The 13,092-nt window shown below is 63.1% G+C and carries 11 protein-coding genes; 5 read left to right on the forward strand and 6 right to left on the reverse strand.

Annotation, left to right across the window (positions count from 1 at the left end; genetic code table 11):
• Positions 1-14 precede the first annotated feature (14 nt).
• Both M2368_RS07800 and chrA read left to right on the forward strand, forming a co-directional pair.
• On the forward strand, positions 15-1,028 hold the full coding sequence (locus M2368_RS07800; RefSeq protein WP_332595107.1) for a DMT family transporter: 1,014 nt from the start codon (positions 15-17) through the stop codon (positions 1,026-1,028).
• Positions 1,029-1,085: 57 nt separating this feature from the next.
• Positions 1,086-2,291, forward strand: coding sequence for a chromate efflux transporter (gene chrA, locus M2368_RS07805; protein WP_105657205.1), 1,206 nt, complete (start codon positions 1,086-1,088; stop codon positions 2,289-2,291).
• 78 nt (positions 2,292-2,369) lie between these two features.
• Here the strand turns inward: chrA and M2368_RS07810 are convergent, their stop codons facing one another.
• The 6 genes from M2368_RS07810 to M2368_RS07835 form a co-directional block, all read right to left on the reverse strand.
• The gene (locus M2368_RS07810) at positions 2,370-3,338 is read right to left on the reverse strand and encodes an ABC transporter substrate-binding protein (protein ID WP_332498741.1); all 969 of its coding nucleotides are present in this window, start codon (positions 3,336-3,338) and stop codon (positions 2,370-2,372) included.
• A gap of 13 nt (positions 3,339-3,351) precedes the next feature.
• Positions 3,352-4,152, reverse strand: a complete 801-nt coding sequence (locus M2368_RS07815; protein ID WP_105657206.1) for an ABC transporter ATP-binding protein — start codon at positions 4,150-4,152, stop codon at positions 3,352-3,354.
• A complete protein-coding gene (locus M2368_RS07820; protein WP_102598151.1) occupies positions 4,149-5,195 on the reverse strand; it encodes a FecCD family ABC transporter permease in 1,047 nt (348 codons plus the stop codon). The genes M2368_RS07815 and M2368_RS07820 overlap by 4 nt, the downstream gene beginning before the upstream one ends.
• The gene (locus tag M2368_RS07825; protein ID WP_105657208.1) at positions 5,192-6,268 is read right to left on the reverse strand and encodes a FecCD family ABC transporter permease; all 1,077 of its coding nucleotides are present in this window, start codon (positions 6,266-6,268) and stop codon (positions 5,192-5,194) included. The genes M2368_RS07820 and M2368_RS07825 overlap by 4 nt, the downstream gene beginning before the upstream one ends.
• Positions 6,269-6,403: 135 nt before the next feature.
• On the reverse strand, positions 6,404-8,050 hold the full coding sequence (locus M2368_RS07830; protein ID WP_105661784.1) for a DUF5671 domain-containing protein: 1,647 nt from the start codon (positions 8,048-8,050) through the stop codon (positions 6,404-6,406).
• A complete protein-coding gene (locus tag M2368_RS07835) occupies positions 8,050-8,514 on the reverse strand; it encodes a hypothetical protein (RefSeq protein ID WP_134780863.1) in 465 nt (154 codons plus the stop codon). The genes M2368_RS07830 and M2368_RS07835 overlap by 1 nt, the downstream gene beginning before the upstream one ends.
• 103 nt (positions 8,515-8,617) lie before the next feature.
• Here M2368_RS07835 and dusB point away from each other — a divergent pair, with 103 nt between their 5' ends.
• The 3 genes from dusB to dnaG all read left to right on the forward strand — a co-directional run bounded on the left by dusB (position 8,618) and on the right by dnaG (position 13,053).
• Positions 8,618-9,802, forward strand: a complete 1,185-nt coding sequence (gene dusB / locus M2368_RS07840; RefSeq protein WP_105657211.1) for a tRNA dihydrouridine synthase DusB — start codon at positions 8,618-8,620, stop codon at positions 9,800-9,802.
• A 77-nt stretch (positions 9,803-9,879) separates the two neighbouring features.
• Positions 9,880-11,163, forward strand: a complete 1,284-nt coding sequence (locus M2368_RS07845; protein WP_498724317.1) for a deoxyguanosinetriphosphate triphosphohydrolase — start codon at positions 9,880-9,882, stop codon at positions 11,161-11,163.
• Positions 11,164-11,172: 9 nt separating this feature from the next.
• Positions 11,173-13,053: a DNA primase gene (dnaG, locus tag M2368_RS07850; RefSeq protein WP_498724318.1), complete on the forward strand. Its 1,881-nt coding sequence runs from the start codon at positions 11,173-11,175 to the stop codon at positions 13,051-13,053.
• The last annotated feature ends 39 nt before the right edge of the window (positions 13,054-13,092 follow it).

Raw genomic sequence — 13,092 nt, forward strand, 5'->3', positions numbered from 1 at the left:
GTGAAAGAACTCCGTTGACCACCAGCACCACCATGACCGCGCAGGTCCGCTCCGGCGGAAAGATCCTGTTCATCCTGCTTGCCATCGCTTCGGGCCTGCTGCTGTGCGTGCAGTCTCGCATCAACGGGGCGCTGGGCGCGAAGCTGGGGGACGCCATCGCGGCATCAACCATCAGCTTCGGTGTCGGCTTGGCGGCATTGGTACTGCTGGCCATCTTTGTTCCCGCGGTGCGCGGCTCGGTGGCGCAAGTGCCGCGCGCCTTGGCCCAGGGCCGTTTCCCGCGCTGGTACCTGGTGGCCGGCGCGGTAGGTGCCCTGATTGTCTTCAGCCAGGCCGCCGCGGTGCCGCTCATTGGGGTGGCGCTGTTCACCGTCTGCCTGGTGACCGGCCAGGCAATCGGTTCCATGTTCATGGACCGGGTGGGCTTTGGCGGGGCCGCGCCGCGCAAGATCAATGCCTTGCGCATCCTCGGCGTGGTGCTGACCATTATCGGCGTGGTTTGGGCGGTCAGTCCGCGCGGAGCCGACGCGGACCTTTCCGCGTTGCTCCTGCCAATGGCGCTTTCGGCAGCCGTCGGCATGCTCATGGGCTTCCAGGCAGCTGCCAACGGCGCGCAAGCGGCGGCTTATGGCGGCGCCACGGCGGCGACCCTGGTGAACTTTGCCGTCGGGTTCGTGGTCCTGGCGATGGTGATGCTGGTGCGGTTGCCTGCCGGCATCGGCCTGGACCCGCTGCCAGGCACCTGGTGGTACTACATCGGCGGACTGCTCGGTTGCCTGTTCGTCGGCATCACCGCCCTGGTGGTCAAGCGGCTCGGAGTGCTGGTCACCAGCCTCGCGGCCGTTGGCGGCCAGCTGGTGGGCTCGCTGCTCCTGGACGTTTTCTTCCCGGCCCCCGGTTCGTCCGTCACCGCCGCAACTGTCATGGGTACCTTGCTGACACTGCTCGCCGTTGGCCTGGCCTCGATCTCAGGAGCGCGGAACGCGAAGCGCGCCAGCCCCAGGATCCCGGTGGCATCACGCAATTAGCGTGGCGCGCTATCGCTGTTTACCTTCCGTTTTCCTCCACGACTTATGCTGGAATCCATGGAACCACAGCGCATGGCACAGGGCTCGGCCAGGGAAGTCTTCAAGGTCTTCCTGAAGCTCGGCTTGACCTCTTTTGGCGGTCCCATCGCCCACTTGGGATACTTCCGCACCGAACTGGTTGATCGCCGCCGCTGGCTCGATGACCAGCAGTACGCCCAACTGGTCGCATTGAGCCAGTTCCTGCCGGGCCCGGCATCCAGCCAGGTCGGTTTCGGCTTGGGCTTGCACCGGGCCGGAATGCGCGGTGCCCTGGCGGCATTCCTGGCGTTCACCCTGCCCTCTGCGGTGGTGATGGCGGTCTTCGCCTTCGGCGCTTCGCTGTTCAGCGGTCCCATCGGTACCGGGCTGCTGGCCGGCCTGAAAATCGTTGCGGTCGCCATCATCGCCCACGCGGTACTGGGCATGGCAAGGAACCTGGCTCCGGATCGTGCCCGTGCCGCCATTGCGGTTGTCGCCGCCGGATCGGCGCTGCTTTTGGCCGGAAGCTTCGGGCAGGTCCTGGCCATTGCCTTCGGCGCATTGGCAGGATATTTCTGGTGCCGCGGCAAGGATGCCGGAGCAGCGGCGGCTATGCAGTTTCCGGTATCAAGGACCGTGGGCATCAGCTGCCTGTCGCTGTTCGCCATCCTGCTTTTCGGGTTGCCGGTGGCAGCCCTTGCAACGGGCTGGGATCTGCTGGGCTTCATCGATGCGTTCTACCGCTCCGGCGCCCTGGTCTTTGGCGGCGGGCACGTGGTCCTGCCGCTGCTCCAAAGCGCAGTCGTGGATCCCGGGCTGATCAGTTCCCAAGAATTCCTCGCCGGCTACGGCGCGGCCCAGGCCATGCCCGGACCGCTCTTCACCTTCGCCGCGTACCTTGGCGTCCTCGTCGACTCGGGTCCCGGCGGCGCTGCCGGAGCGCTCATCGCCTTGCTTGCCATTTTCCTTCCGGGCTTCCTGCTGCTGCTCGGCGTGCTGCCGTTCTGGAACCGGGTGAGCCACTGGCCTGCCGCCAGGGCCATCATGCATGGCGCCAACGCGGCAGTGGTCGGGGTGCTCGCCGCCGCACTGTACAACCCGGTCTTCACCTCGGCGATTACTTCGGCTCCCGCTTTCGTCCTGGCCTTGCTCTGCTTTGTTTTGCTGACCGCCTGGAAGATGGCCCCATGGATTGTCGTGGCCATCGGTGCGCTCGGGGGAGTGCTGCTGGGCGTGCTGGCTTAGGCAGGCTCGGTGAGCTGCTGGGGCCGGCACCCCGGTGCGCCTCGTGGCCCCCGGGTACCGGACCTCGGCGCAATGCCCCTAGTTCAGGCTCTTGGCTGTGTTGAGCACTGCGATCAGCTCGTCGAACCATTGCGCATAGCTGCTGTAGGTGAACGGACGCTTATCATCCCATTCGACCACCTGGCTGGCCTCTACCGCTGGCAAAGACGCGAAGACGGGATGGTCTTTGACCTGCTGCGCGGTGCCCGAATAGCTCAGCACCACATCGGCAGGGTAATCGGCAACCTTCTCCCAGCTCATTGAAGCCCAGCCGCTGTCCTCGGTCTGGCCGACAATATCGAATCCGAGTTCATCCAGCAGGGCCAGCTGGCCCAGTGATTTCTGGCCGACGTACAGGTCGTCATACCCATTGAGCGCGATGATCCGCAACGGCTGGTCCTTGGCCAAGGCACGCAACTGTTCAAGTTTGGCTTGGTAGTCGGCCTTGGCGGCGGACTGCGACGCAATATCCCCACCCAATGACTTGGCCAATGATTCATAGTCCTCGATGACCTCCAGAACAGGCCGGTTGCCAAATTTGATGCCCAGGAATGGAGCCGTGGCAGTGGCCTCTGCCTGGACCTTGTCATCCCACCAGGTCCAGCCCGTGCCTTCGGCATTGCCGAAGCCCACGATCAGATCCGGGTCGAGGCCAAGCAACTTCTCCAGGCTGAACTCTCCGTCCTGGCCGATGATGGTCATCTCTGCTGGATCCGCACTGCCAAGGGCCAGGCTGCCCGACTCGTCCAAACCGTATCCGAAGACGCCCGAGGGGCGGATGCCGTAGTCCCAGAGTGCCGCAGCCGAATAGGAATCGGTGACCAGCGTTTGCGGTGCGGCATCCATGGAGATGGTTTTTCCATAGCCGGAATCGGTGAAGCTCCACGCTGCGCTGGCTTCGCCGCTTGAAGGGGAAGCGGCCTGGGTGCTCGGGCTGCAGGCGGCCAGGGCCAGGGCTGCGGCCAGCGAAGCTGCGCCGAGAAAGACGCGTCGGGTCATTGGTTGCATGTTCTTTTCCTTCTTAGATGGCCTCGTGGCCCAGCGGGATCACGAGTGGTGTGTGCGAGACGGGATCCTGGATGATGGTGCAGGGCAAGGCGAAAACCTCGCGGATCAGTTCCTCGGTGACAATCTGCGAGGGAGGTCCTGCGGCGACGATCTCACCGGATTTCATCGCGATCAGGTGCGTGGCGTAGCGGCACGCTTGGTTCAAGTCATGGAGCACCGCAACCACCGTATTGCCCTGTTGCTCGTTGAGCCTGCGGCACAGTTCCATGATTTCGATCTGGTGGGAGATGTCCAAGAAGGTGGTCGGTTCATCGAGCAGCAGCAAAGGAGTCTGCTGGGCCAGTACCATGGCGATCCAGACGCGTTGGCGTTGCCCGCCGGATAGTTCGTCGACCAGCCGCCGGGAGAGCCCGGTGGTGCCTGTGGCGTGCATGGCGCTGAGCACTGCTTGCTCGTCCGCGGCAGACCATTGGGAGAACAAGCCTTGGTGCGGGCTGCGGCCGCGGGCGATCAGATCCGCAACGGTGATGCCATCCGGGGCGATGGAGGACTGCGGCAGCAGCCCCAGCCGCTGGGCCACCTGCTTGGCTGGCAGGGACAGGATCGGTTTGCCATCCAGGATGACCTGGCCGGAGGAAGGCTTCAGCACCCTGGACAGGGCGCGCAGCAAGGTCGATTTGCCGCAGGCGTTGGGTCCAATGACGACCGTAAACGAGCCCGGGGGGATGGATAGCGAGAGGTTTTCGGAGATGGCCGATGGCCCGTAGCCCAAGGTGAGCCGGTCGGCGGATAGCTGCGGATGGGTCATGCTCATTGGCGTCGTGCCTCACGAAGTAGTAGCCAGATCAGGTAGACCCCGCCGATGCTGACGGTGACTACGCCAACCGGCAGGGAAGTGTTCTCCAAAACGCGCTGGGCCAGCACATCGCTGGCCAGCAGCAGCACGGCGCCGAGCAATGCCGAGTAAGCCAACGACACGCCTGCGCTGCCCATGATCCGGCGCGCGATTTGCGGAGCAGCTAGCGAGATGAAGGCGATGGGGCCTGCCGCCGCGGTGGCCAGGGCAGTCAACGCCACCCCGATCACCAGCAAGGACAGCTTGCTGGATTCGGTGTTGATGCCCAGCGCCACAGCAGCGTCATCGCCCAATTCCAGCAGGCGCATCCTGCGCGTGCAGGCCATGGCGCCCAGCGCGAGAGGCAACGCGACCGCTGCGGCCGGTATGGCCTGGTCCCAGCCGATGGCATTCAGCGAGCCGGCACCCCAGATGGCCGCGGACATGGCGTCCTCCAGCTCGCTGCGCAAGATCAGCCAGGTGTTGGCCGAAGCGAGGATCGCGCTGACCGCGATCCCGACGATGATCAGCCGGAATCCCTCAGAGCCGTTCTTAAAGGACAAGGCATACACCACGGCCGCGGTGGCCAAGCCACCAGCCAATGCACCGAGTGCCACCTGGAAATACCCGCCGCCGAAGACCAGCATGACGGCCAGCGCACCGGTATAGGCACCGGTATTGAATCCGATAATGTCTGGAGAACCCAGGGGATTGCGGGTCATGGATTGGAAAATTGCCCCGCTGGCGCCTAGCGCTGCGCCCAATAGCAGTGCCATCAGAACGCGGGGCAGCCGCCATTGCAGCACCACCCGCTGGCTGCTGGCCTCCCCGGCTCCAGCCAGGGTATTGAGCACTTCGCCCAAGCCCAGCGTGTAGTCGCCAGTGGCCAACGCGTAGAGGCCCAGGGCGGCCGCCAACACCGAGAGGAGTGCGGCGAGAAGCAGCTGACGTGGTTGCACGCGCAACCAGATGCGTCCAATGCGCAGTACCCGGTGGCCCGGGCCAAAATCCACAGCACTCATAGTCCGCTAGCCTGCTTGCGCCGAACCAGCCAAATCAGCACCGGAGCGCCAAGCAAGGCCGTGACGACCCCCACCTGCATTTCGCCGGGCGGGACAACGATGCGGCCGAGCACATCGGAAACGAGCAACAGCACCGGGCCGAGGATCATCGAGAAACACAGGATCCATCGCTGATCCGGTCCGACGATCCAACGGCTGATATGCGGGATCATCAAGCCCACGAAGCCGATCGGGCCGGCGGCGGCGGTCGCTGCGCCGCAGAGCAGGGTGACCGCCACAATCACCACTGCGCGGGTCAGGCCGATATTGGTACCCAGCGCGAGGCTGGCCTCATCGCCCAAGGCCAATGTGTTCAGCGAGCGGGTGCACAGCACCGCCAAGACCAGCCCCAGGATAACGAAAGGGGCGATGACGCCCACCATGGGCAGGGTGCGGTTGTTCAAGGTTCCCGCGCCCCAATAGCGCATGCGGTCAAAAGCCTCGGGGTTGAGCAGGGTCATCCCGTTGGAAATTCCTCCCAGCACGGCGCCCAGTGCGACGCCGGACAAGGTCAGCCTGGCCGGTGTCGCTCCACCGCGGCCACGCGATCCAATGAGGTATACCGCGAGGGTGGCCAGCACGGCTCCGGCGAAGGCGAACCAGATGTACTGGGAAATGTGGGTGATGCCGAGGAACGCCACAGCGAGCACGACGGCGAATCCGGCGCCCGCATTGACCCCGAGGATACCGGGATCTGCCAGCGGATTGCGGGTCAGTGCCTGAATCAATGCGCCGCCAACAGCCAGGGACATTCCTGCCAGGAGCCCAATCGCGGTGCGCGGCAGGCGCAGCTCGTTGATGATCACCAGTGTTTCGGGTGTGCCAATTCCCCATAGCGCCTGCCCGGCAGCCAGCGGCGCAATCGCCTTTGCTCCAATGCCCAAAGACGCGAAGAGGGCGACTGCGAGCAAGCCGAGGCAGAGGGCCAACGCCGCTGACTTCCAAGCATTGCTGGCGGCCAATCCTGCTGATCCATGGGCGGCTTTGGCTTGATCGGACTTGTTGGCGGGCTGATGCGGCGCAAGGAGGGTCATGCGACTTTCCGTAATTAGGGAACACTCACTGAATCGCGAGCACAAAAAGTCACACTACCATGATGTTTTTAGTTTAGGGCAAAATAAGTCACAATAGACGCACCTATTTACAAATTGGTGCTGAATGCGTTCCGACTAGGCGAGATTGATAAAACGCACCGACCCGTCAGCTTCGGCAAGAACCATGAAGGAATCATGATGAGTTGCCAGGTATTCCTCGATGCGCGCCAGCACCGACACCTCGGCCCGGTCGTCCAATGCAGGGCCGGACGAAGCCATCCACGTCACCGCTAGCTCCGGGCGCGCTTTGAGCTGAGCCGCCATCGGCTCGGAAGCCGCCGGGCCAACGATTACCACTGCTCGACGTGTTATCGCCCCCTGAGAGGCAATGGATTCTCCGGAAGAACCGGCTCTGGAATCCTTATCCGAACGCCACAGCGCAAAGTGGTAGCCGGCCACGGCAGCGGTCGCAACCAGCCAGCCCAGCGGGCCGCGAACGGTGTCCAGGAGGGAATCAAGACGAGAATCGGGTTCCAGGTAGAACTCGAAAATCCGGTACCCGAAGACCAGCAGGGAAACCAGCGCGACGACGGAACTGGCTCCGAAGAACAGGACCAAATAGGCGCTGCGCGAGTCTGCCGGGAAGGGCTTCCAGGGCTTGAAGTACCAAAGCCATGCGGCGGCTCCGAAGGCGAGCAAGCCGAGACCATGGCCCAGCAAACCCGCGGAGTAGCCCACCGAGACGCTGGACCCGAGTGCTGCGAAGAGCGCATTGACCACCATGCCCAGCCCGGTAGCCAGCACGGCCAGGCTGACACCGCTCAGCGCCAGGTGCGCTGCGCCAACCACGGAGGCAGGGTGCAGCCCGGAACGCAGCTGGGACTGGTGGTAAATCCAGAGAACCGCGGCCGCCACAATGATGGCCAGCAGGCTTGGACCGCCGTCGAGGAACAGCTCGGTGCGTTCCTGCGCCGTCCATGCCTGCGGCCACACCCAGGAAACCAGCTCGGCGATCGCCAGCAGGAACGCCAACGCCGGTGCGGCCAGGCCCAATACAACCAGCAGGACGCTGTTCAGGAGATTGGACATCTTCTGGACTCTGCGCAGTTTCCAATGCCAGAACCACAGGGCCGAGGAACCTGCCAGCCAGACCAGCGCCATCAGCAGATTCGGCATGCCGGTGGGGCCCACCAGGGTGTTTTCCGGCACGACCAGGATTTCCAACGCGACCGTCAGCGTGGCAATCAGCGAAAGCGCGAAGAGCACCATGCTGAAGTAATTTCCCGCGGTGGCCGCCAGCTGGGCGAATTGCCGCGGTGCCGTACGCGGTGAAGTGATTTGGCGGTGCTGCCAGGCGCACACCGTGCCCCAGCCCAAGGCCACCGCCAGCGTCGACTGCCATGCACCGTCGCGGGCTGCGGAAACAAGTCCCGCCAGGAACGCCAGCGCGGCGCAGCTGCTGGCAGCCAGGGTGGCAAGGTACGCGGCCGAGGCCTGCAAGGACCAGATGGCTGAGTCGAAGGCCGACGGCCGGGCCAAGCGCTTGCGGATGGAACGCCACAACAGCCAGGCCAAGGGGATTCCAACCAGGGTGAAGGTGAAGGCCATCGCCAGCTGCTCGGTGCTGACCAGCAAGGAATCGAAACCATGGAAGAGCGCGGTAAAGAGCGTAGACAAGCCCGTAGCCGAGACCATCAACAGCACGAACAGCAAGCCGTGGAGGATCACTGGACGCAGCACGCTGCTGCTTTGCACGTGGAACGCCGGGGCGGTTGCGGCCATCAGTAACCCATCTCCTCGGCGGTGCACAGGCCGACCTGCCACGGCATGCGGTCAATCAGCCAGGCTCCATCGATCTTGCGCAGCTCGAACGCCTCTTCATATGAGGACAGATTCCCCAAGGGCAGGAATTGGGCGTCGCGGGTATTGAACCTGGTGCGCACGGTAGCGCTGGACTCCCCGACGGTGCTGCGCAGCAGCTGCACATCAAGCGGCTGCGGGGCATAGGGTTCGGGAGAGCACAGCGTCCTGGATTGGCCTTCAACGGTGTAGCCCTGCATGGCCGGCAAATCCTCGGCCTCGAAAGCCATCAGATATCTTTGCACGACCCCTTCCGGAGTGTTCTCCCCGTGGACCTCTGGTGCCGAGCGCAGCGAAACCACGAGCAATGCGGCTATAACCAAAGCCACAATGGCGGCGGCAAGGGCCAGCAGAACCACCCGCGCCGCCGAAAATTTACTTGTCATTGCATCATTTTGGTCCACATCAGGACAATAATCCAGCGCCTCGGAATCAAGATTTGATGAAGATCTCAGTTACTGTTTTGCGTTCGTGCGGGATAATGGATGGGTGACGACCCTGACTGATGCGCCAACCAACACCCCGACCCTCAAGCTGCCTCCATTGCAGCTGGGCAAGCTGACCATTGATACCCCGGTGGTTCTTGCTCCGATGGCTGGGGTGACCAACCGCGCCTTCCGCCGCCTCTGCCGCGAATATGGCGGCGGGCTGTACGTGACCGAAATGGTGACCGCCCGGGCACTGGTGGAACGCAACCCCGAATCCTTGCGCATCATCTCCCACGATCCCGACGAGGAGATCCGCTCCATCCAGATCTACGGCGTGGACCCCGGCACCGTGCGCGCTGCCGTGCGCATGGTGGTTGACGAAAACCTGGCGGACCACGTTGACCTGAACTTCGGCTGCCCAGTTCCAAAAGTCACCCGCAAGGGCGGCGGCTCGGCCCTGCCCTGGAAATCGGATCTCTACACCTCCATCATCGAAGCCGCGACTTCAGAGGCCGCCAAGGGCGATATCCCGCTGACCGTGAAGATGCGCATCGGCATCGACAAGGACCACCTGACCTACCTGGAATCAGCGAAAATTGCCCGGGACCACGGTGCGGCCGCAGTCACCTTGCATGCGCGCACCGCCGGTCAGTACTACGCGGGGCACTCCGACTGGGACGCGATCACCACCCTGCGCGAAGCCATGGATGACATGCCGGTGCTGGGCAACGGCGATATCTTCAGTGCCGAGGATGCCATTGAAATGGTTGAGCAGACCGGTGCCGCCGGCGTCATGGTAGGCCGTGGCTGCCAGGGCCGGCCATGGATTTTCGGCGACCTGCAGGCGGCCTTCGAGGGCCGTGAAGACCGTTTCCGCCCGGGCGTGCGCAAGGTCGCCGACACCGTATACCGCCATGGCGAACTGCTGGCCGAATTCTTCGAGGACGAGGGCAAGGGCATGCGCGATATCCGCAAGCACATTGCCTGGTACTTCAAGGGCTACCCGGTAGGCGGCGAAATCCGCTCGCAGCTGGCCCAGGTGCCATCCCTGGCAGTGCTGCGCGAACTGCTGGACCAGCTGGATCTGGACCTGCCGTACCCGGGGGTTGCCGCAGAAGGCACCCGCGGACGTGCGGGCCACCCGAAGAAGACGCACGTCCCCGACGGCTGGCTGGATAACCGCGTGATGAGCGATGCCCACCGCGAAATGATCAAGGCCGCCGAGCTGGATATCTCCGGCGGCTAGCCACCCCGGGATAGCCACGGCTACGCCACTAGTGGATAACTCCTCAATGCCGGCAAAGAGTTACTAGACTAGGAACTATGACTCAGATCCCCGGATATACCGAAGCCGACCAGCAGCGGTGGGTGCCTGAACCAGCGAAGAAGTCCTACCGTACTGCCTTTGAGCGGGACCGTGCCCGCGTGCTGCATTCCTCCGCCTTGCGCCGTTTGAGCGCCAAGACCCAGGTAGTGGCACCGAACCAGAATGACTTCGTGCGCAACCGGCTCACCCACTCATTGGAAGTGGCCCAGGTGGGCCGCGAGCTCGGTGCGGCCCTTGGCTGCGATCCGGATGTCGTCGACACCGCCTGCTTGGCGCACGACCTGGGTCATCCGCCCTTTGGCCACAACGGCGAGAAGGCGCTGGACAAGGCAGCCAAGGACATTGGCGGATTCGAGGGCAATGCCCAGACCTTGCGTTTGCTCACTCGCTTGGAAACCAAGACCTTCCGGCACAACGGGCATTCGGCCGGGTTGAATCTTTCGCGGGCCTCGCTGGATGCAGCGTGCAAGTACCCGTGGCTCAAAACCGATGCGCCAGAGGTCAACGGCAAGAAAACCAAGAAGTTCGGTGTCTACGAGGATGACGCCACCCTCTTCAACTGGTTGCGCAATGTCCCGGAAGCCACCGCCGGAGCAGTCTGCATGGAAGGCCAGGTCATGGACTTGGCTGATGACATTTCCTACTCGGTCCATGACGTGGAAGACGCAATTGTCGGCGGCAAGCTGCAACTGCGTTGGCTCAAGCAGGATCTGCAGCGCGAGCGCGCGTTGCAGGTGACCAAGGACTGGTACTTGCCGACCACTGGGGAGGCCGACATCGACGCGGCGTTGCGCCGCCTGGAAATCAGCGATGAGTGGGTTTCGCATTTTGACGGCTCACGGCGTTCCATGGCGGCGCTGAAGGACATGACCAGCCAATTCATTGGCCGCTTCGCCGCCGCCGCAATGGATGCCACCCGGGCACGCTTCGGGGAAGGCAAGCTCACCCGCTATAACGCGAACCTGATTGTGCCCGAGGAAACCGAGCACGAGATTGCCGTGATGAAGGGCATCGCGGCCAGCTACGTGATGGCTTCGGAAGTGCGCCAGCCGCTCTATCTGGATCAGCGCACGCTGCTGACCGAGCTGGTCGAACTGCTCTGTGAAACGGGCCGGGATAATCTGGAGCCGATCTTCGCAGCTGACTGGGAAGACGCCGCTGATGAAGCGGCCCAGCTGCGTGTGGTGATTGACCAGGTCGCCTCGCTCACTGACGTCTCAGCCACCGAATGGCACTCGTATCTGGTCAAGGGCGAAGCCCCTGACGCAAAGTTGTTCTAGAAGGGAATCATGGCAGGGCTGATCAAGCGTGAAGATATCGACGAGGTGCGTAACCGCACCGACCTCCGTGAGGTCGTCGAATCCTATGTCACGCTCAAATCCGCGGGCATTGGCTCGTTCAAGGGCCTGTGCCCTTTTCACGACGAACGCAGTCCGTCCTTCCATATTCGCCCGCAGCTAGGAACCTTCCACTGCTTTGGCTGTGGCGAGTCCGGCGACGTGATCGCCTTCATCCAGAAAATGGACCACTCCTCGTTCACCGAAACTGTGGAACTTCTGGCTGCCCGGATCAATTACGAGCTTCGCTATGAAGACGGGGGACCGGGACCGCGCCGCGAAGACTACGGCAAGCGCCAGCGCCTGGTCGACGCGCACAAGGTCGCCGAGGAATTCTTCCGCGCGCAGCTGGCTACCGAGGAAGGAGCCGCCGGCCGCGAGTTCCTTGCCGGTCGCGGTTTTGACCAGGAAGTCACAGCCCAATTCTCCGTGGGCTATGCGCCCAAGGGCTGGGATTCGCTGCTCAAGCACCTGCGCTCCAAGGGCTTCGTTGATGATGAGCTGAAGCTGACGGGCATGTTCTCCGAGGGCAATCGCGGAATCTATGACCGATTCCGAGGACGTGTCATGTGGCCGATCCGCGACCTGTCTGGTGCCACCATCGGTTTCGGTGCACGCAAGCTCTACGAGGATGACCAGGGCCCGAAGTATCTGAACACCCCGGAGACCCAGCTCTACAAGAAATCCCAGGTCCTCTATGGCCTGGACCTGGCCAAGAAGCAGATTTCCAAGAGCCGCCAGATCGTTGTGGTGGAAGGCTACACCGACGTGATGGCCTGCCATCTGGCTGGCATCACCACCGCGGTGGCCACCTGCGGTACCGCTTTCGGCACGGACCACATCAAGATTGCCCGTCGCCTGCTGCAGGATGACGGCACCGGTGGCGAAGTCGTCTTCACCTTTGATGGTGACGCCGCAGGCCAGAAGGCCGCGCTGCGCGCCTTCGAAGAAGACCAGCGATTTATTGCCCAGACTTACGTTTGTGTTGAACCAACCGGTGCTGACCCGTGCGACTTGCGTTTGCACCGCGGAGACGAAGCTGTACGCGAGCTCATCGAGCTCAAGCGTCCGCTGTTTGAATTCGCCATCCGTGCCGAATTGAAGAAATTCAATCTGAACACCGTTGAAGGACGTGTCCAGGCCTTGCGCCAGACCGCTCCGATCGTTGCGCAGATCCGCGACTCGGCCATTCGTCCGGCATATGCCCGTGAGCTTGCCGGCTGGCTGGGAATGAATAATGAGGACGTCAACCGCTCGGTGGGCGCCTCCATCAAACGCGCCCGGTTGCCGAAGAACGCCGACCTGCAGGCACCACACCCGCAACCGGGGGAGGCTGAACAGGCAATCCCGGCGGCGGCCTTTGAACGCCCGGATCACCGCGACCCGGTGATGCGCCTTGAACGACAGGCCCTGGAAGTGGTGATCCAGCAGCCGCAGCGGTTGAAGGACGAGCAATGGCAGGCGTTCTACGAGGCTCGCTTCCTGGCCCCGGCGCACTCTGCTGTCCACGATGGCGTCGTTGCCGCGTCCAGCGCAGGCGCTTCGGCGACCTCCTGGGTTGAAGTCATTCGCGACGAAGTCCCCGAGCAGTTGCGCAGCTTCGTTTCAGAACTCGCAGTGACCAGCATTCCGGCATCTGACGAACATAGCCTGAACCGCTACTGCGCCGACATCATCAACGGCTTGATTGAGCTTCAAATCACACACCGCAAGGCTGAGTTGATCGGCCGCTTGCAGCGTGCTGAAATGGCACCCGACGGCGAAGAATATGCCCAGATCAACCGGGAACTGATGGAACTGGAGATGCGCCGGAGGATCCTTCGCGGAACCTAGGATCCCGATTTTGCATTCGCGGGAATCTTGGGTAAAGTT

Source organism: Arthrobacter sp. JUb119, from assembly GCF_024807995.1.
In the GTDB taxonomy this organism is placed as follows: Bacteria; Actinomycetota; Actinomycetes; order Actinomycetales; family Micrococcaceae; genus Glutamicibacter.